Genomic DNA, 19,962 nt, shown 5'->3' with positions numbered 1-19,962 from the left:
AAATAAGGTAGCTTAACTAGAGCAGAGTATCACTTATAAATAAGCTTTTAGTTGTTCAAACATGTGGGACCACCTCTTATACACCCTGCAATGATGTGAGCTCATTACTCAGGTTAGATCAAATAATTCGATATAACCTACTGTTTATATTATAAAAATTAATATTTTTGACTTTGTGGCGATAATATTGCTATTTTATTTTTACGCTAATCGTAAATAGATTACGTATATCATAATTAAAATGGAATTAATTTAAAGCGAGTCATGGAGAAAGGAATACCATGAAAGAAATTGTATTAAGTGATTTGATCAATCAGCAGAAAGTTGGACCTTATCAAAAGTTTATTTTGGCCACCTGCTTATTACTAATGATTATGGATGGGTATGACATTCAGTCCATGGCTTACGCAGCCCCACTGATTATAGAAGAATGGGGTGTTCAAAAATCGATGTTGGGAGTTGTGTTTAGTGCAAGTTTGTTTGGTTTGTTTGTTGGATCATTTTTATTAAGTTCACTTTCTGATCGTTTTGGTCGCCGTCCGATACTACTGATCTCGACCTTTATATTCTCCATATTAATGCTGTTGACACCACATGTAGGCAATATTGAGCAATTGACCGTAATCCGTTTTGTTACAGGAATTTTTTTAGGCGGTATCATGCCAAATGTGATGGCTTATAGCTCCGAAATTGTTCCATATAAATCTCGTATTTTTACCATGATGGTCATTTCTTGTGGCTATACGGTAGGGGCAATGTTGGGGGGCGGAATATCAGCCTTACTAGTTCCTTGGGGAGGATGGCAGGCGATTTTTTATTTTGGCGGTATTATCCCTTTAATTATTTTCTTTATCACATTCTTTAAGTTGCCAGAATCTTTATATTTTTTAAGTGAAAATAGCAAAAATAGCTCCAAAATTTTGTTTTGGTTGAAGAAGTTTTATCCAGCATTAACATTCAATGCAGAGATAAAAATCATCAATAATACTGAGGTTCAGGTTAAAAAGTCACCGCTTGAGTTATTTAAAAATCAGCGTGCGTTTTTTACCTATTCCATCTGGATCATCAGTATTTTAAATATGATCAGTTTATATTTTCTGGCAAATTGGCTACCGACTTTGGCCAAAGAGTCCGGGCTTTCATTAAATCAGGCATTGTTGATCGGCTCCACTCTACAATTAGGCGGTACGATTGGTAGTGTGGTGATGGGCTTTAAAATTGATAAGACAGGATTTTATAAAGTATTAATTCCTGTTTTTCTGGTTGCAGTGATTAGTGTTGCTTTAATTGGCTATTCTGTTAGTCATATCGTTTTATTGTTTATTATCATTTTTATTGCTGGCTTTGCCATTGTTGGTGGGCAACCTGCCATTAATGCTTTGTCGGCCAGTTATTACCCAGTTTCACTTCGTACTACAGGGGTGGGCTGGAGTATTGGAATCGCTCGTTTGGGTTCTGTCATTGGGCCGTTATTTGGCGGTTATCTCTCTCAATTTCTGGTCATTACCCATTTATTTGTGATTGCTGCCATACCTTCGCTATTCGTCATTATCATGCTGATGATTCAGGCCAAGTATCGGTCATAATACGGTCTAAATATAGAATTTACATAGTGCATATATAGACCGTAATTATGATCGGTGAGTAGCTTCAGAGAGTTGGTCACAAGCTACTCATGGATTATTTAACTCGATACCATGTTTGGTTTCGGCCAATTGCAGAAATACCAATGTAGCCACGAGCGGTAAGTTTTTCCCCATCTGGTGATACGGTTACACTAAAGCGATAAGTCTTGTCTGACTGAGGATCGAGAATAGATCCTTTGTCATATTTATTTTGACCTACGTTTTTAAATTTTTGACAATGGTTAAACCAATTAAAGATTTATTTTTATAAGTCCCTTCACACATCGTACATTTATTGGCTTCGCTTGGAACAAGGATTTTTTCAATATTTGCGGATAGAACTCCATTTTTGTCTTGGCTAAATCTTACCAGCGCTCTCGGTTGATTGGTGGCATCATCAATAGTTTTCCAAACACTGCCATGTAGTTTGTCCGAAGCAAATGAATGAATTGAGTAAAAACTCAGTAAAAGTAAGAATAAATATTTTTTCATATCAAATGTTTCTCTAATTAAATATGGATGGCTTTAACTGCCAAAATGATTCATTTTAAATTTAACTTCACAGTCTTCTTAGTATTGATCTATAAGCTAAACAATATGTAAAGTTATAATCTATTTGTCTGAATATTATTTTGAATACATTACTTATGCAATTGCGAGAATGGACAGAATTATAAAATGAATTTCGAAGTCATTTAGTTAGTATTAAATCACAGTCTGCAATATTAAATTTTATGACTAAAAATCCTGAAACTGTTTCTTTACTTTAATCATATTTACGGGTAAATGGCTCTTCCTGAAAAAGAGCCATTTAAATTGATAGATAGAACTAAGCACTATGCTTGAATGCTGCTACTGCTTTTTCTAGAAAGTGTAGGGTAACCAGTTTGAGCCAAGTACCGTCAGCAAGGTTTGGTTCATTTTGCATTGCTGAACGGATCTTTTCTTGAGTGCTTGGATTTTCGCCAGTATAACCTTGTAGCATAGAGAGCCATTGCTGTGCCAAACGTTTTGCTCCTTCACTATTCGGTTTAACCTCAGCGTCAATCAATTTCTCAATATCGACTAATAGTTGAGGCCATTTTTTCATTTCGCGAACATAATTTTCCTTTAAAAAAGCAAACTCATTATCAGATAAATAACGAGCAAAAATACTCAGCTTACTCTCTGAAAAGGCCTTAAGTAAAAACTCAACAACTTCTGGCATTACTCCTAATTTTTCCTGGAATTCAGGTTCGGCTGAATTGATGTTATTTAATTTAACAAGCCATTCTGGATTTGTGCGCGTATTCTGCTCAAGTGTTTTCATCCACTTATGGGCGAGCTTTTGAGCGGTTTCACTGCTAGATGATTCGCCAGAATTAAATACCGTATTTACAGCTTGAGTTAACTCTTGCCATTCTTGGTGGCTTTTAGTACCTGATTGTAAAAATGTAAGCTTTTCAAGTTCTTCTTGCGTAAAGTATTTCTCGTACATTGCTATAAGCTCCAGCATATTTAGCCAATCCTCCAAATCAAGTTCTTCACCATTGATGAGCTGAGATTTCAATTGTCCTAGCTGATTTCGCAATTTTTTCTGCTCTGCCAGTCTTTGATCAATTGCTTGAATCTGCCGATCAATAATCGGTAAAAGTGCTAGATTGGGATCTTCAAGAACCGTATAGATTTCGGCTAGCGACATACCCAGCCCTCGTAATGCTTGAATTTGATGCAAACGAGTAATGTCTTTAGGGGTATATAGTCGATAACCAGCATCGGAACGGGCCGAAGGCTGAAGTAAACCGATATCGTCATAGTGATGAAGAGCACGGACAGTAAGTCCTGTTTGCTTAGCCAATTCACCAACTTTTAACAGCATCTTTTTAGCTCCTTCTTCCTTAGGCGTGTTTTATGCTAGGGGCTTACGTTACGTGAGGGTCAACTACTTTAAATCATAATTTTTTATTATTTTATTTTTGATAAATGTTCAGATTTATCTTTTTACTGTGGTTTAACGACCAGAAATTCTTCACGATTCTAAAAGTAATTTTTGGTTTTTGACTGGTTCTATATAAGATATTGAAATATCTAACAAATCAGTAGAAGCCGATATTCACCATCTTTTTCAACAGGTGCCCGATGAACACACGGTAAAACCTTTTGAGTTGGATGATCTACTGCTAAGCGCCATAAGTGTCCTGTACCCAAATTTATAGGTTGGGCATGGGCTTTAGGCTGATAATGTAAATCAAAAAAATACTCTGCTAAAAAGCTTTCAAATTCGGCTTCTGGGCCGTCATGTAAAGCTTTGAGCTTTTCTCTAATTTCAGGAATTAAAACTTTTTGTTCAACCTGATCATTGGGCACAATCTCACTAGCCGCACCGTGATAAGTACATAAGAATGTGTCGGTTTCAATAGGGGAACGATCAACATGAAATGAATAGACATCTGTTGAAATAAAATTGAGCTCTTCATCACGTTCATAATGCTTAAGTAAATTAAGTACAGGTGATGCACCCATATCAGTTAAGAGCTGCATGTCTTTTAAAATAATATCTCGAGCCAAATCACCTTGTTCTGAAAGCTCAAGTGCTAACAGGTCTTCAGTAGAAATTTCGGTAATATTTTCTTTTAACTCAAGTTTAGCCACAATTTCTTTAAAGTCGCCCACCAAATTTCTGTACCAACAAATAGCATTCTTATTTCCCTGAAAATGTGTATTCACAAGTTCAGCAAAAGTAGATACCACTTCAACTTGCTTGTGGTCAGAAAATGTATTTGTCATATTAAAGTTAAATGGCTCAAAATCTTGCCAATCATACACCCTTAGTGCTTATAGGGCTGCAAGCAGTAGCCAAAATTTGCTTAAAAAATGAAGGTAATGCAAGAAAAGTACAATAATGGTATGAAGTTTTGGTTAGGCGTGCTTATTATAAATTGGCTTTGAATAACTGAGAAAAGGTAAGAAGTCGACTATTTTTATAGTCATGCAAGGAATAAGAAAAGTTTTGAAGTAATAAGGTCACGAGGAAAATATGGAAGGAATTAAAACAATCGGTGTGGTTGGTGTCGGTATCATTGGTGCAAGCTGGACAGCATTATTTTTATATAAAGGCTTTAAGGTAAAGGTGTATGACCCTTATCCAATAGACGAAGAATTATTTAAAAAGAGAATACAGGCAAATCTTAGTGATTTACTCGCTTTAGATCAGCAAACAGATTCAAGTCATCATTTACAAGATATTTTCCTAAATTTAGAGCTTTACAACAACTTAAAAGATGCGGTGATTGATACTGATTTTATTCAAGAAAATGCACCGGAACGGTTAGATTTAAAGCAAAATTTATATCAAGAAATCACTTCATATTGCCCTGAAAAAACACTAATTGCTTCAAGCTCTTCAGGTCTAAAAGTTTCTGACTTTCAAAAAGATGCAACTCATCCCGAGCGTATTTTTTTAGGTCATCCATTTAACCCACCTCATCTATTACCTTTGGTTGAAATTGTGGGTGGAAAATTAACAGATCCGCAAATTTTAAAGAAAGCTTCCGAGTTTTATCAAAGTTTGGGTAAGCATCCGATTGTTTTAAATAAAGAAGTTAAAGGGCATGTAGCAAATCGTTTACAAGCTGCTTTGTGGCGAGAGGCGTTTTCACTGGTTAAAGAAGGGGTGTGTTCGGCAGAAGATGTTGATATCGCAATCACCAGTGGGCCTGGGCTGAGATGGGCTTTATTTGGCCCCTATATAAATATGGAACTTGCCAATCAGAAGGGGTTTAAAGAGGCAATTCACCATTTAGGACCACCTATGACCGAATGGTGGAATGATATGCAAAATTTTCAGCACTCTGAAGAAACTACTGAGTTGCTAGAAGAACAAACTAAAGAGCTTTTAACACATTATAAAGATATCGATTTATCTCAAAAAAGGGATAAAGGACTAGTCGATATTTTAAAGTTGAGACAACAATTAGAGTTGGATTAAGCCAGTTTTTATGAAAGGCCAAACAGCGTTTTATTGAGGTGTTTGGCTTTTTTATTTTTGAGTATTTCGGTACTATTCCTATTCTTCTTTTTGCACAAAATCTATAAAAAGCTTGCACTCATCGTAAGCTTTTAGACTGATTAATTTACTAGGGCATATGAAACGTTACTGGAAACAAACTGAATCAATAGCTTCACGTTGGACGACCGAACAAGACTGTTTTTTAATAGAAAATAATTCACTTTCTATAGATGAGCTAAAAGAGCATTTACCATTTTCTGAAGATGAAATAAGAGTTCGTAGATCAGTTTTAGGACTCGTAAGACGAGATCAGCAAATGAGACCCTATTAATTTTACCAAATGGTAAATTTTAATTGAAAATAAATATTTCAAAAGATAATAATATTTTTAAAAAAAATTGCGGATGAGTTATCAAAACCATAATTTTTTTAGGTGATTGTTCAATAGTCTTTACATAAAGCTTTAACTACTTACGTTTGAGTATAATATTGTTTCACTCCTTTACATTTGTTTAATCATAATCAGAACCATAAAACATTTTAAGATCAAAACTTTATAACAATTGAGATTGAGGAGGGTAAAAATGCCAAAGTATTTAGCCGTGGCTGAAAAGGTTTATAAGAATATTAAAAAAGACGACTTATTCACCAATGACCTTACACAAAATCTGAATTGTTTAATCAGTCAGATACGTAAGGCCATTAAAGGGACTGAGTTTAAACTTAAGTTCAATTATATTGATTTTGACGAGCAGCTCACGAAGCCTCTTAGTGAATGTAAAGTCAAAGTTGATCTAAGTGTAATGCCGAAGTTTGAAAACGAAGGAGAGTATTTGCTCTGGTTAGCAAGTTTTATCGAGCGAATTACCGATGGCGGAAAACCTAAATTTCCACCAATTTCACAATTAATTCCGCACGGATTTAAAATTTCTAAAGAATCATTTCCTGTGACTGTTGCTCCTCCTAAAGAAGAGCATGCAGATATGATTATTAAATATTTTAAATCGGAAGATTTTATGAAAACCAATAAAACTCCTTCGTAAAAGAATATAGAAGTATTCGTCCACCATATTTCTATATATTGCTGGTTTAAATTCAGCCACCGCCTTCTGGGGCGGTTTTTTTATAGATATTCTTTTATTTATTTCTTTCTAAAAGCAAAACCGGTTTGTCGTAATTACTGTTACACCACTCATGTTTTTTTAGCACAGCTTCTGGAACCTGAGCCATGTCTTTCACAGCAGCAAAACCCATAGAGCCATAAAAGCCTTCTAACTCGGCAAAGGGTAAACAGTAAAGCATAGAAAAATCTGAATTTTTAATTAAGAAATCAACTACCTTACGGGCGATTCCTAATCCTTCATTGCCCGGAAAAACATAAATTCCGCCAAGCTCGCCACTGTTAGCATCAATACCCACAACTCTACCTTGACCAACAATTTTCTCATCAATAGAAGCTAGTACAATAAGTTCATCATCATGTGATGGTACGAAATCAATCTCGGCATAGCGTTCGTTTATAACTTTGAGATCGGCAGGGGTCGCGAATCTTAATGAAATTTCCATCATTTTTTCCTGCAAGTATTATCTATAATATTCAAGACTTCGTTTTTTCAAAAATATTCATACGATATAAAACAAGATAAATAATTTAGCTAATTATTTAAATTAGCCTTTTTCATATAGTGCGTATTAGATTAAAAATGAGGCGGATTAATTAACCTTCTAACCGTTTCTTCGAGTTCATCGTAATGATGAATACTTGCATCTGAAAGAGAAGGATGAAGGGTAAGAGTTGGATGAAAATATATTGTTTTCATACCAATTTTTTTGGCACCTTCTATATCTGTTTTGGGATTGTCTCCAATAAAAATACAATCTGATGGCTTACAATCTAGTTGATTGCAAGTGTATAAATAGATTTCAGGATCTGGTTTTCTTAAACCTATAGCTTCAGAAATCACGATAATCGAAAAATAGTCCGTTAATTCTAAAGCATAAAAATTTTTCTCCTGAAAAGGTGTTTTTCCATTGGATACTAAGCCTAATGTGTACCCTTGAGCATGAAGATTTTGAATAGTTTTTGGAGCATTTTCAAATGCTGTAGAGAATTTATTAAAATCATTAATGTAAGATTGCAGCAATTCAGATGTATCATATTTTTTGATATTAAAATCTTTAATTAATTGACTGTAAACAATATCTTTCCAAACGCTTCCGTTATTGTCTAGCTCTATGAATCGGTTAATAAAAGATTTTTTTAGCTCATGGGGTACCAAGTTTAAGTAGCTTACTTGCCAGTTAAGAAATTTTAAAAGTGATTCATTTCGGTTAAGAATAGTTTGATCTAGGTCAAACAAGAGAACTTTTTTCATTTTTAGCATCTTTTATAAATAGATTAATATTTATAGCGAATTTCTATCTATTGTTCAGTTTAATTAAAATACTTTTACGATTATTCTTTGAATAACTCTAAATCAAAATAGCCCATCATAAGGAGGTGCTAAAAAAACTTCTAATCATGATGGGCTTTTACTCTTAATGTTTCATAGAATCAACAGCTTGAAGTATGCCTGTAAATAATATTGCTAGTTTTGATTCGGGTTGTGGCTCATTTCCATTTGCGGTAAATACGGCACACACTTTATGGCCTTTTTGAGTTTTTCCAATCACGGAGAAGTTGATGACGCCATATTCGGAACCACCTTTGAAACCGATCTTTTGCCAATTTAAATTTTTAAAAAGTGGATTTAAGGAACTATTCAGAGCAGGAGCATCTTGAACACTTTCAAGAAGAGGACAAATCTCATTGGCTGACATATACCATTCAGCATCTTGCCAAGTAGCCGATTTTCCAATGCTACTCACACTTGGTAGCGGTAGTTTGTCTAGCTCAGCGAGTGCTTCTAGACGAGCCGACTTTGTTCCTGTTTTAAACTTATTTCTGAGCTTTTCATTACTTGAATCAATCAGTTGAAATAGCTCTCGTGTCGTCAGCAGAGGAGAATTTCTAGGTGACAACGCTTCTATACGAGGTTTCTTTAATACCTCTATCAAGCTATCGGTTGCTGTATTATCGCTAATTTGTATCATTAACTGCGCAAGAAGTTCGAGATTTACAGGCGTACCAGCAGGCAAGTTTTGTAAAACTCCAGTTGGCAATGAGCGATTCTTTTCTTTTAAAGAAACAATAGCTTCTCTTTTTAATTCGCCTTTTTTTATTGCATCTTCATAAGCTTTTAAAACCAGTAACTTAAAAGTCGAACCGACAGCCATAGGGATTTTATCATTTTCTACAACCACAGGCTTGTTATCTACAATAACTAAAAGAGAAGTTTTACCGATCGCATTTTCATGTAGACCTTTAACCATTTCGTCTAGGCTTATTGTCTTAAAATGAGGCGCACTAAACCAAAGAGTACTAATTTGTTCTTGCTCATTTAAGCTAATTGAAATGGGTAATTCTCCCTTTTCGAAATCAATAGTCCCAGAGCCATTTGAAACATTAATATTTTTAAGAGCACCTAAAGAGACTTTTAAATCATCAACGATTTTTTGAATTTGTGTGATGGGAACTTGTCCTAAAAATTGAGGGCTAAATAAAGAAGCTTCTATGGGTTTATCTGCAAAAATTAATGAAAGTGTAGTCGATAAATTATCCATTTTTTGTTCTGTCGCTGCATGAGTAGTAGAAATAACAATAGGGGAAACATTCAAAGCCGTAACACCTACAGCAAAAAATAAAGCTCTAGTTGCGTACATTTTCTTGGTGAGAAAGTTCTTCATTAAATGTCCTCTTATATTCAGATTCATCTACAGTTTTTATGAAATAGTTTTAAAGTACTTATTATTTACATACTAATTTAACAGGACTCAACTATCTATTATCTAAAGCTATTTACGAGACTAAAAATACCTATTCACACGCCTATCAAACCGTAATTAACTATAAAAACATGGCTGTCAATAAAGTTTACAGACAGCTTAGAACACTCAACATTGATGACTCTTTTCCTAAAATTAAATTAATTAGTCTTTTGAAATGTATAAATATTTTAAACCAAACATTCAATAAAAGACTTTTTCTACCTAGATTTATAGATATAAGAAATTTTTTAATTAATTTTGAAAAAGAATATAAAAAACAAAAAGATTGAAAAGTATTGTTTTTTGTTACCTCTATCTTGTTAAGTAATAGATTCTTTATCTTATTTTTAAAAAAATATAAGCTAAAAATTAAGCTTAATATATAAAATTAAACATTATTTTTATTATATTTAAGTTTCGAAAATATTGTTTATGCACTGATAAGAAGTGTCTCTTACACTTAAAATTCACTGCTAATGAAATAGACAGATTTGTATGTATTTTATAAAATACTGCAAAATATAATTTAGTCCTATAAAGATGTTGAACAGTATTCATCAAGTTTTAGATAGTTTGGGTATTAGCCCGCAGAAACGTGCTATTCATGTTCAATTTACGTCTCCGATATTGAATGCCCAAGTATTTCTGCAAAGAATTGATGGTGTACATGCACTCAATGATGGTTTAAAAGCAGAACTTTTATGCCTATCGACAAATGCAACGATTCAACTTAAATCTTTTATTGGTGTTCAGGCTGCTGTAGATATTGTGACGGAGCGAGGTGAATTAACTCGCGTTACAGGCATTATTACTCATGCTCAACAGGGCCAATCAGATGGAAGTCTAACTTTATATAAGCTGACCTTAGAAGATCCAACCGCATTATGGAAATATCGCCGTAATTCACGTGTATTTATGAATAAAAGCGTGGTTGAGATATGGGAAATATTATTTAAAGAATGGCAAACTAAAAATCCGCTATTTGCTGCAAGTTTAAGTTTAGATTTAAGCGGTCTAACACAAACTTATGAAGTGCGTCCTTTTGTGATGCAACATAACGAAAGTGACTGGAATTTCCTTACACGCTTACTTCGTAGTGAAAATATCAGTTGGCTCATTGATGAAGCTCAGCATATTGTTCCAAGTACCGATACACCTATTCAAGCTCAGAAACTCAGGTTAATTGATGCCAATAGTCAATATCAGCCTTTAGACCGTAAAACGATTCGTTACCACCGTAGTAGTGCGGTCGAACAATATGACAGTATGACTCGCTTAACTGCTGAGCGCTCCCTTCAACCCAATGTTATGCATATACAACGTTGGCAAGCAGAAATATTAGATCAAGAAGAAGGGATTGGAAGTGTTCAAAGTAAGCATCAGCATAGCGAACAATATGACAATGCTACACTTGGCTTGGAGCAAGCTTGGAACTATGCGCCTGCATGGATTGGTGACTTAAAGGGTGAGGATGGGGTTACTAAATCTGGAAATCAACAAGTTGAACGATTAAACCAGAACCTCCACAATTACTACGAGGCACAGGCTAAGCGGTTTATTGCGCAAACGACAGTCCGCGATGCCTATGTGGGCTACTATTTCGAATTAAATGAACATCCAGAAATAGATCAGCATGAAAGCACAGATAGAAGCTTTTTGATTATCTCTAAAAGTTTTTTCAATCAGAACAACTTACCTAAAGATTTAAATGACCAAATTAATGGTTTATTGGCGCAAAGTAACTGGGCAATACAAAACCCTGAGAACAGTGATGAACGCCAAGCGAATCAACTGATTTTACAACGTCGTCATATTCCAACAACACCAGCTTATAACCCGCAAATTCATAGTCCAGTCACTCATCCACAACGCGCAAAAGTGGTGGGTCCTGAAGGCGAAGAAATCTATGTAGATGAGTGGGGGCGTATTAAAGTCCGCTTCCTATTTACGCGTAGTGATGACCATAGCCATGATGGTGGAGCAGGAACCAACAACAATGACACCGATTCAGCTTGGATTGACGTTCTAACGCCGTGGGCTGGAGAAGGTTATGGTGCGCGGTTTTTACCGCGTATCGGTGAGATCGTCGTTATTGACTTCTTTAATGGCGATATCGACCGACCATTTGTGATGGGCCGAATTCATGAGGCCCAGCGCCATCCAACCAAATTTGATAACAAAGGTAAGCTTCCTGATACTAAAAAGCTCAGTGGTATCCGTTCTAAAGAAGTGTCAGGTGGTGGGTTTGGGCAACTCAGATTTGATGATACACCGGGACAAATTAGTACCCAGCTACAAAGCAGTCATGGTGCAAGCCAGTTAAATCTGGGGAAATTGAGCCATCCTAAAGATAAAGCGGAAAGTGAAGACCGCGGAGAAGGTTTTGAACTGCGCACGGACCAATGGGGAGCTTTGCGCGCTGGGCAAGGCTTATTGGTATCCACCCATAAACAGGATAACGCTAAAGGAGATCACCTCGATGCCGAAGTTGCGAAAAAGCAACTTGAGGGTAGTCAAACTAACAGTAAAGCACTGAGTGACATTGCTAAAAACCAGAAAACCGATGAAATAGAATCGATTGAACAGTTAAAAGATTTTGCCTCACAAATTCAGCAGCAAATCGCTAAATTTGAAAAAGCTTTACTTCTTTTGAGTTCACCGGATGGTATAGCTCTAAGTAGTTCAGAAGATATTCACATCTCGGCTGATGCACAAATTAATCAGATTGCTGGAGACAGCATTAATATAAGTACTCAAAAGAATGTGATTGCCCATGCCCAAAATAGGCTCAGCCTTTTTGCTGCTCAGAGTGGACTAAAAGCTGTTGCTGCACAAGGCAAGGTAGAAATACAAGCCCAGTCAGATGCTTTAGATGTGCTTGCTAATAAAGGTATCACCATTTCTTCGACAGAAGACTGCATTGAAATTAGTAGTCCTAAAGAAATTGTAATTACTGGTGCAAGTTCACAAATTACCTTAAATGGTTCAGGAATCTTTCCAAAAACTGGCGGGAAATTCCAAGTCAATGCCGGACAGCATGTGTTCCAAGGCGGCGCATCGGCAAGTGTTCAATCTAGTTTGCCACCGCCACCAAAACGTGTACAAGGTGTACTTGAGTTATTTCATGAATATGCACATGGTGAGTTTGTAAAAGGTGGAAGTTATAGGGTTGTCGATAACTTCGGAAAAGAGGTTACTGGCAAGCTGGATGATAAGGGATTTGCAAAAGTTTCTGGCTTAGCAACAGGTGCAGTAAAAGTCTTCTTCGAATCAGATCACCGTGATCCTTGGGATACTGCAAGTGACTTTAAACGTCCAGTTGAGTGGCCAAATAAGAATGATGCGGATAGTGAGCAATCAGATTCATTAATTGCACAAATGAGTAAAACAGCCCAGTCCAAACTTGGTGAATTATCTAAACAATTAACCAATCCTACGAATATTATGAAAAATATTCAAACTGCACAAAGCATAAAATCTGAAGGAGCAAAGGCTTTAATGCCAATGTTAAAAACTCAGGCGCAGGGATTAGTAACTGATCAAGTGAAGAGCTTTTTACCAATTTCAGAAGCAGGTCAAAAAATAGGGAACAGCATTGAACTTACATCTATTCAAAAAATGAATGATTTCAATAAATCAGGCTCTATTGATGGCAATAGTTTGGTCAATAATACGCTTCATCAATATTTGCAAAGCCCTTTTAAAAAGAATTCATAGAGAAAGAAAATGTCTGGAAAAACAGAAGTTGTTAAGCCGTTAACAGAAGTTGCGATTAAAGATGTTAGCCATTCAAAACAAAAAATAGATAGTTGGTTAAAGAGCCATACGCATCAAATTGTGACATTAGACTTAGTGGCAAGTGTAATGGGAACAGTTCCAATTATTGGAAATGTGATGGCTGCCATCGATGTGGTTTCTGACATTTGCTATATCTATGATAAAGGTTTTCAAAATGCCGATATTATGGATTGGACCACAATGGGTATTGACCTTATTGGGGTTGCACCTATTCCTGGAACAACAGCAATTCGTACTTCTGCTCGTCCAGCTTTATTTTTAGTTCGTCAAGAAGTTAAACGTGTGGGTAAAGCTGCTTTAGGTGAAGCAGTTATTGTTGTGATCTCTAATCATTTAAATGACCAAGTTGCAGGGGATATAGAAAAATTCTGCAAAACAGGGTTAAACAAACTAAATTCAATTTTAGCTACTTGTGGTGCAACGGTCCAAAATGCCACAACACAAATTAATGGTGGAATTGTTCGAGTTGTAACTAAGGGTCAAATATTTACAAACGCTGGGTCAAATGCGAGCCGCGCTCAACAGCAAGCAGCTGGCGTTATTAAAGGAATAAAAAGTGGTGACTTAACAAGAGCTGGAAAAAATCTAGTTTATATGACCGAAAACTGGGGAAAAGCTCTTATAAAAACTGGAGCAAACTCCAATGCTAAAGTTGCTAGTTCCTTAGTACCAGCACATCTAAAGCAGCCGATATTAAATGTAGGTGCAACGATTAATAAAATTGGTATCACTGCCAATACTAAAATTAAAGGTTTGGGTAATACAGCACAGCCACAAACAATAGGATGGCTATTTGATGTATTGAGAATGAGTGCATCTAAATTTAGGAAAAAGAAATCAGCACAAGTTAAGCCAACTCAAACAACACAAGTTAAGCATGACAAGAAAAATAATAAATTAGAAAAATCTAATGATGAGCATGCAGCGACTCATAATGCGAATGCCTGTAAAAATTGTAAAGGTGGAACGACACACTCTATTACATTCGCGTTGGGTACTGAATTTTTAAATCATACCGATGCACAAATTCATCCATTATTGATAGAGCAATTTTCTAGAACATATGTATCAAACTTATATCAGTATGATCAATCTATTTTCGGGGCGCGATGGATTACACCTTTCACAACTAAAATAGTTCGTTGCTCAAGTTACAATGTGCATCATCCAAAAGAGCCAATTGAGCAAGACGGTTGGGAGTATATTGGCAGTGATGGCCGTCCAGTTCGCTTACCAGAGCTGAAAGTTGGGCAGAGTTATTATGATGAAGTAGAGACTTTCACTTATACAGTTATCTCACCTGAAATTAGAGCAATTTCATATGGTGTTTCAGAAACTCGCTTCTATCAAAAATATAAGAATGAGTTTCGTTTAGCCTCCATAGAACGCCAAAATGGATTTAGTATTGGGCTACGTTATGATCATGAATTAGAAAATAGTGATAGCTATTTATCAGATATTATATTTAAACAGCAACAACAAATATTGGCACATGTAGCATTACAGATTAATGATGCGCAGAAAGTTGTTGCAGTTTGGTTGGTTGAAGAGGGTCAACTAATTAGACAACTATCAGCATATCAATATAACGAACAAGATGATTTAATTAAGGCAACTAATGAGTTTGCTGCTTCTTATGAATATCAATACCAAGCTCATTTATTAACTCGTTATACCGATCTTACTCATCGTGGGATGAACCTAAAGTGGGATGGAGTTTTACCTAGTTCAAAAGCGATTGAGGAATGGGCTGATGATTATAGTTCCGCTACTAAATTAGATTGGGATGAAAATGTTCGCGTAACTTCAGTCATGGATATCGATGGTAACGTGACTGAATATTATTATGGTATTACTGGTTATACCTATCGAATTATTTATCCAGATAATTTGCAAGAATGGTTCTTTAGAGATCAAGCAAAAAATATAACATCGCATATTGCCACAGATGGAACAGAAACATCATATACCTATGATGAACGTGGCAATGTCTTAAGTATGGTTCAGGCCGATGGTTCGACTTTCTATTATGAATACGATGAAAAAGATAATCTGATCGGTTTTGTTGACGCTGAACAGGGGCGTTGGTTTAAAGAATACGATGCTTCAGGAAATATAATTAAAGAAATTGATCCGCTGAAGCGCGAAACAGTCTATGCCTATAATGCAATGGGGTTGGTAACTTCCATTACTGATGCGAAAGGAGGTAAGAAGACACTTAAATATGATGATCAAGGGAATTTAATCAGTTATACAGATTGTTCAGGTAAAGAGACCAAGTGGCACTATGATGACCGCGGGCGCGTCAAATTTATTGAAAATGCTTTAAAGCAAAAAGTTGAATATTTCTATACGGAATTAACTACTGAACTAAGACAGCCTATAGCAAAAGGGTTACCGTTGAATGCTTTTGGTCAGCTTGAAAAAATTAAACACGCTGATGGCGCTGAAGAGCATTTCATTCATGATGCAGAAGGTCGTTTATTAGTTCATATTGACCCAAAAGGTCAGCAGACACGTTATGAATATGATGCGGCTGGTTTAATTACTAAGCGTATTGACCCATTAAATCAAACCTTAAAATATCAATGGGACCGTCTAAGTCGCTTAAAACGTTTAACTAATGAAAATGGCGCAAGTTACGAGTTTGTCTATGATGCGGCGGGTCGATTAGTAAAAGAAATTGATTTTGATGGCAAAGAAACTGTTTATGCATACGATGAATATAATGGTCGTTTAACCACGAGTATTGAAGTTGCTTCTACTTATGGTCAAGATTTCAAAGATCGTGCTGCACCTAAAGACCGTATTCAGCAATTTATTTTTGACAGTATGGGACGTTTAGAACAACGTACAGCAGGGTATGGTTATCAAGGGCAAGAGCTTGAAGAAAAGCAAACAGAAGAATTTTCTTATGATGGCCTAGGTAATCTAGTTCAGGCTAAAAATGCCGAAACTAACTTGCAGTGGTTTTATGATGCAGCAGGTAATTTAATTAAAGAGCATCATCAAGATGTTGTGACACAGAAAACTGCTGTGTGGAAACATGTCTATGATGAATTAAATAATCGAACTACAACCATCCGACCAGACGGACAGAAAATAGATTGGCTGTCTTATGGAAGTGGACATGTCTATGGCATGGCATTAAATGGTGAAGATATTGTTAGTTTTGAACGTGACGATTTACATAGAGAGACATTACGCCACTATGCAAATGGTCTTAGCCAACAACAACGTTATGATGAAGTCGGGCGCTTAACTCAGCAATTAATGTTGAATGGGCATGACAAAGGCTATCAGGCCCAAACTCAAAATAATGCCATCCAGCATACCAATCAATTGATTGAACGATTATATCACTACGATAAAACAGGTGAGTTAACGCTCATTAAGGATACTCGTCGTGGGGCTATACATTATAAATATGATCCTGTTGGGCGTTTATTGGAAGCAACTAGTAAACTTGGGAAAGAGACTTTTAATTTTGACCCAGCAAGTAATATTTTAGATCGATATAACAGTACCAAAGAGCAATCCTCACAGCACACTGCCACTGAAAAAGGTCTTGGTTATAACCGCTTAGTTAATAACATCGTGCAGGAATATCTTGACCAACAATATCAATATGATGCTTTTGGACAGTTGATTCGACAAAAGTCATCACAAGGTGATTTAAATCTTGAGTGGGATGTATTGGGACGTCTTGTTCGTAGTAGAAACAATCAATATACGGCGGATTATCGTTACGATGCTTTAGGTCGACGTATTCAAAAAAGAAGCAAGCATCACCATACAGGGCAAGAGCAGAACATTATTTATGGTTGGGATGGTGATACTTTAGCGTATGAATCTAGTGCTGATTTAACAAAACACTATTTCTACGAAAAAGATAGTTTCGTGCCTTTGTTGCAGGCGGCGTATCATCACTCAATTGAACTACATCAAACCCAAGACTGGACAGAAAAAACATATATTATTTATAAAGACCCATTGTGGAATACGGTAAAACAAAGCCAAGGTTTTGATGATGTATGGTTCTATCACTGTGATCATTTAGGCACACCGCAAGAAATGAGTAACAAGACAGGCGCCATTGTCTGGAAAGCTCAATACAAAGCTTGGGGTGAGTGTAAGGTAGAACAGGCTAAATCAGATTTCTTTGAAAATTCAGAAATTATTAGTAATAATATTCGTTTCCAAGGTCAGTATTTTGATGGCGAAACTGGGCTTCATTACAACCGTTATCGTTATTATTCGCCGTATATAGGGCGGTTTATTAGTAAAGACCCGATTGGATTGTTAGGTGGCTATAATCATTATCAATACGGTCCTAACCCTATTAGTTGGGTTGATCCAACGGGGTTGAATTTTAAATCTGTCGGAAAAATTAAAGAGGAAAGAGCAAGAAGGCAGACTTCAAGTTCAGCCCCTTATATTAAACATACGATGGCTAAATGTAAAACTCAGGCACAAAATATTTCTAAAAAAGAAGCACAATATTGGGATATGAGTAAGTGTGAATCTAATGTGGCACAAGTTACTGCCTTTAGAAATAGACTAGAAAAAGAAGGTCTGAATAAAGGCTATAAAGTCGATTTAGGTGATAATAAAGGTTCACATTATTATATTTATGATGCTGGAAGAAATATTGGTTTTAATGAAGGAAAGGAAACTCAATATATGAGAATTGAAGTCTCATCAACAAATGAGTTTCATGGACATCCTATATCGAAACAACGTTATGAATCTTATATGAAAAAGGCTGTAAAATGAGTATAGATAATTTGGAATACTTTTTAGATAAAGAACTTTTATTACCTCTAAAGGTTCCTTCAAATTGGTACATTTCTAAAAACTATCTTTATCAGGTTAGCTGTAATTGGTTAAATCAATTAAATGATGAAGATAAATTTAAGATGTCAGAAATTTTTTTGTATAAAAATATCTTTTATGCGAAGTTAGAGAGAATAATTAATAATTTAACATATAGTTTTGTAATTGATATTTCTATTTATCCAGAAATTGAAGAGGGTTTATATACGAAATTTGAATATGAAATTGGTGTAGGGTTGTATGAGATTTCGAAAAAAAATAAATTGATTTTTATGAGGAATTTTAATTTTTATAATATTGTGGAGGTTTGTGAGTTTTTGAATATTATATTGATAGATGTTTGTCATAGTTTAGGGGAGTCTATTAGTGAGATTGATATATTTAAAAACGTAGATAATTTTTTTGAAAAAAATAAATAATAATATTTATTTTGTCTAAAATATTTAAATCAAGGCTAAGTGTTTTTAGTCTTGATTTATAGGATGATGAGCTGAGTTTTAATATTTTTTATAACTCTAGTGGTGAAATATATAGTTTCTATATGTTGGGTATTAGGATTATTTTATTTATGTATGTTGCTAAAGAGTTAAAATTGTGATGATAGCTGCTATTATTAAATATGTAGCTTGGTTTTTAATGGGGGTTGTGTTGAAAGTTAATAAGGAGTTGCTATATACAGGTGATGAAGTTATAAACATTTTACAAGAGATAGAGTTTATATTGATTTCATTACATAAAATTGGGTCCTATTATGCTGAAACTCTGCCTAATTCTTATGAAGAATATGCAAAAGAAACCACTAATTTTATAGACAATAATAATGTGTGTGATAGGTTAGCTAATATTAGAAAAGTTTTATCTTGTAAATTTAATAATGATCTAGGTGTGGATGATATGTCTGATATTGAAAGAGCACTGGAAAATATAGATTTCTGGGAGGCTAGAAAGTAAACTTAAAAAGAATTTAATTATGATATCTAATGATTAATTTAAGTTATTAATTAGATATCATAGAGTGTTTTAAAATAATTTTTTGGGAAAAATATAAAGTAAAGCTACACTTTAATTAATTATATAAATATTAGGCTTAATAGTGAAAAATGAATATTTGGTGGAATATTGATATTAAAGATGGAGTTGTTAGTCATGACTCCATTTCTTGGATTGATGATAATTTTGAAATAAATGAAGATACAGTTTTTGACTTGTCTGAAGATTTATTACAAATTTCTTTTAATAACAATAAAATATTGGATGTTGGGTGGTATCCAGATCTAGAGGTAGATGGTTTTTTTAAAATTGTATTGATAAAAGATATGAATTGGGACTCACCTATAATTGAAAAAGAGTGTGGAGATATAAAAAGTTTAAAGGAAAATATATCAAATATTATATCTAATAATATTTAGGTAGTGAACACGTTACTAATTTTGGGGGTGAACCCCTCTTTAATATACAAAGTATTAATAGGAAAGAAGTGGATGCAAGAATCCAATTTTGATTTAAATGCCAATATTGAAGAATATTTAATCAATTGCGGTTGGTATAAAGGAAGAAAAACAGATATTGAACACACCGTAGAAGCATGGAAAGCAGATAAATATAAAATTTTTAATTCTGCTATAGTTTTTGTCCAAAGTTTTAATGGATTAAATATAGCTCATGAGGCATATAGAGGAAAAGAAAAAGATTTTTCGTATTTCAATTCTATTAAAGCAACAGAAGGTATAGATCCTGCCTGGATATTTGAGGAGTATTCATTAAAGGCAGGAAGAGAGGTGGTCCCACATGTTTGAACAACTAAAAGCTTATTTATAAGTGATACTCTGCTCTAGTTAAGCTACCTTA

Annotated in this window: 15 protein-coding genes and 1 pseudogene; 10 read left to right on the top strand and 6 right to left on the bottom strand. The window is 35.0% G+C overall.

Features of this window, described 5'->3' with window-relative positions; genetic code table 11:
* Nucleotides 1–281: 281 nt before the first annotated feature.
* On the top strand, nucleotides 282–1,586 hold the full coding sequence (locus G9371_RS18385; RefSeq protein WP_029424241.1) for an MFS transporter: 1,305 nt from the start codon (nucleotides 282–284) through the stop codon (nucleotides 1,584–1,586).
* Between the two features lie 94 nt (nucleotides 1,587–1,680).
* Here G9371_RS18385 and G9371_RS18380 read toward each other — a convergent pair.
* The 3 genes and pseudogenes from G9371_RS18380 to G9371_RS18370 form a co-directional block, all read right to left on the bottom strand.
* A pseudogene (locus G9371_RS18380) lies at nucleotides 1,681–2,117 on the bottom strand (DUF2147 domain-containing protein).
* 337 nt (nucleotides 2,118–2,454) lie between these two features.
* Nucleotides 2,455–3,483 carry a MerR family transcriptional regulator gene (locus G9371_RS18375; RefSeq protein WP_029424240.1) on the bottom strand — a complete coding sequence of 343 codons (1,029 nt, stop codon included), beginning with the start codon at nucleotides 3,481–3,483 and terminating at the stop codon, nucleotides 2,455–2,457.
* Between the two features lie 209 nt (nucleotides 3,484–3,692).
* Entirely contained in the window at nucleotides 3,693–4,391 is a 699-nt protein-coding gene (locus G9371_RS18370; RefSeq protein ID WP_029424239.1) for a DUF1826 domain-containing protein, read from the bottom strand.
* A 250-nt stretch (nucleotides 4,392–4,641) separates the two neighbouring features.
* Here G9371_RS18370 and G9371_RS18365 point away from each other — a divergent pair, with 250 nt between their 5' ends.
* The 3 genes from G9371_RS18365 (at nucleotide 4,642) to G9371_RS18355 (ending at nucleotide 6,656) form a co-directional block, all read left to right on the top strand.
* Complete coding sequence (locus G9371_RS18365) at nucleotides 4,642–5,592, top strand: 3-hydroxyacyl-CoA dehydrogenase NAD-binding domain-containing protein (RefSeq protein ID WP_000398498.1); 951 nt, start codon at nucleotides 4,642–4,644, stop codon at nucleotides 5,590–5,592.
* 157 nt (nucleotides 5,593–5,749) lie between these two features.
* A complete protein-coding gene (locus tag G9371_RS18360) occupies nucleotides 5,750–5,944 on the top strand; it encodes a hypothetical protein (RefSeq protein WP_001984101.1) in 195 nt (64 codons plus the stop codon).
* 253 nt (nucleotides 5,945–6,197) lie between these two features.
* Entirely contained in the window at nucleotides 6,198–6,656 is a 459-nt protein-coding gene (locus G9371_RS18355; protein WP_001127331.1) for a hypothetical protein, read from the top strand.
* A 94-nt stretch (nucleotides 6,657–6,750) separates the two neighbouring features.
* On the opposite strand, the gene G9371_RS18350 is transcribed toward G9371_RS18355, so the two are convergent.
* From G9371_RS18350 to G9371_RS18340, 3 genes are all read right to left on the bottom strand, one after another.
* Entirely contained in the window at nucleotides 6,751–7,179 is a 429-nt protein-coding gene (locus G9371_RS18350; RefSeq protein WP_029424238.1) for a GNAT family N-acetyltransferase, read from the bottom strand.
* Between the two features lie 131 nt (nucleotides 7,180–7,310).
* Nucleotides 7,311–7,988, bottom strand: coding sequence for an HAD family hydrolase (locus G9371_RS18345; RefSeq protein WP_029424237.1), 678 nt, complete (start codon nucleotides 7,986–7,988; stop codon nucleotides 7,311–7,313).
* 163 nt (nucleotides 7,989–8,151) lie between these two features.
* Nucleotides 8,152–9,399: a serine hydrolase gene (locus tag G9371_RS18340; protein ID WP_029424236.1), complete on the bottom strand. Its 1,248-nt coding sequence runs from the start codon at nucleotides 9,397–9,399 to the stop codon at nucleotides 8,152–8,154.
* 621 nt (nucleotides 9,400–10,020) lie between these two features.
* Here G9371_RS18340 and G9371_RS18335 point away from each other — a divergent pair.
* The 6 genes from G9371_RS18335 to G9371_RS18310 all read left to right on the top strand — a co-directional run bounded on the left by G9371_RS18335 (nucleotide 10,021) and on the right by G9371_RS18310 (nucleotide 19,910).
* Entirely contained in the window at nucleotides 10,021–13,197 is a 3,177-nt protein-coding gene (locus G9371_RS18335; RefSeq protein ID WP_029424235.1) for a type VI secretion system Vgr family protein, read from the top strand.
* A gap of 9 nt (nucleotides 13,198–13,206) precedes the next feature.
* A complete protein-coding gene (locus G9371_RS18330) occupies nucleotides 13,207–18,054 on the top strand; it encodes an RHS repeat-associated core domain-containing protein (RefSeq protein ID WP_029424234.1) in 4,848 nt (1,615 codons plus the stop codon).
* The gene (locus tag G9371_RS18325) at nucleotides 18,051–18,533 is read left to right on the top strand and encodes a hypothetical protein (RefSeq protein WP_029424233.1); all 483 of its coding nucleotides are present in this window, start codon (nucleotides 18,051–18,053) and stop codon (nucleotides 18,531–18,533) included. The genes G9371_RS18330 and G9371_RS18325 overlap by 4 nt, the downstream gene beginning before the upstream one ends.
* A gap of 226 nt (nucleotides 18,534–18,759) precedes the next feature.
* A complete protein-coding gene (locus G9371_RS18320; RefSeq protein ID WP_029424232.1) occupies nucleotides 18,760–19,065 on the top strand; it encodes a hypothetical protein in 306 nt (101 codons plus the stop codon).
* A gap of 149 nt (nucleotides 19,066–19,214) precedes the next feature.
* Complete coding sequence (locus tag G9371_RS18315) at nucleotides 19,215–19,523, top strand: hypothetical protein (RefSeq protein ID WP_029424231.1); 309 nt, start codon at nucleotides 19,215–19,217, stop codon at nucleotides 19,521–19,523.
* A gap of 72 nt (nucleotides 19,524–19,595) precedes the next feature.
* Entirely contained in the window at nucleotides 19,596–19,910 is a 315-nt protein-coding gene (locus G9371_RS18310; RefSeq protein WP_165471293.1) for an SUKH-3 domain-containing protein, read from the top strand.
* The last annotated feature ends 52 nt before the right edge of the window (nucleotides 19,911–19,962 follow it).

The organism is Acinetobacter sp. EKM10A, from assembly GCF_011075215.1.
GTDB classification, from domain to species: Bacteria; Pseudomonadota; Gammaproteobacteria; order Pseudomonadales; family Moraxellaceae; genus Acinetobacter; species Acinetobacter baumannii.
This window is presented reverse-complemented; position numbering and strand designations above follow the sequence as displayed.

Coding starts and splice junctions, on each gene's coding strand:
- G9371_RS18385 (WP_029424241.1), top strand. CDS start 282: ATGAAAGAAATTGTATTAAGTGATTTGATCAATCAGCAGAAAGTTGGA.
- G9371_RS18375 (WP_029424240.1), bottom strand. CDS start 3,483: ATGCTGTTAAAAGTTGGTGAATTGGCTAAGCAAACAGGACTTACTGTC.
- G9371_RS18370 (WP_029424239.1), bottom strand. CDS start 4,391: ATGACAAATACATTTTCTGACCACAAGCAAGTTGAAGTGGTATCTACT.
- G9371_RS18365 (WP_000398498.1), top strand. CDS start 4,642: ATGGAAGGAATTAAAACAATCGGTGTGGTTGGTGTCGGTATCATTGGT.
- G9371_RS18360 (WP_001984101.1), top strand. CDS start 5,750: ATGAAACGTTACTGGAAACAAACTGAATCAATAGCTTCACGTTGGACG.
- G9371_RS18355 (WP_001127331.1), top strand. CDS start 6,198: ATGCCAAAGTATTTAGCCGTGGCTGAAAAGGTTTATAAGAATATTAAA.
- G9371_RS18350 (WP_029424238.1), bottom strand. CDS start 7,179: ATGGAAATTTCATTAAGATTCGCGACCCCTGCCGATCTCAAAGTTATA.
- G9371_RS18345 (WP_029424237.1), bottom strand. CDS start 7,988: ATGAAAAAAGTTCTCTTGTTTGACCTAGATCAAACTATTCTTAACCGA.
- G9371_RS18340 (WP_029424236.1), bottom strand. CDS start 9,399: ATGAAGAACTTTCTCACCAAGAAAATGTACGCAACTAGAGCTTTATTT.
- G9371_RS18335 (WP_029424235.1), top strand. CDS start 10,021: ATGTTGAACAGTATTCATCAAGTTTTAGATAGTTTGGGTATTAGCCCG.
- G9371_RS18330 (WP_029424234.1), top strand. CDS start 13,207: ATGTCTGGAAAAACAGAAGTTGTTAAGCCGTTAACAGAAGTTGCGATT.
- G9371_RS18325 (WP_029424233.1), top strand. CDS start 18,051: ATGAGTATAGATAATTTGGAATACTTTTTAGATAAAGAACTTTTATTA.
- G9371_RS18315 (WP_029424231.1), top strand. CDS start 19,215: ATGAATATTTGGTGGAATATTGATATTAAAGATGGAGTTGTTAGTCAT.
- G9371_RS18310 (WP_165471293.1), top strand. CDS start 19,596: ATGCAAGAATCCAATTTTGATTTAAATGCCAATATTGAAGAATATTTA.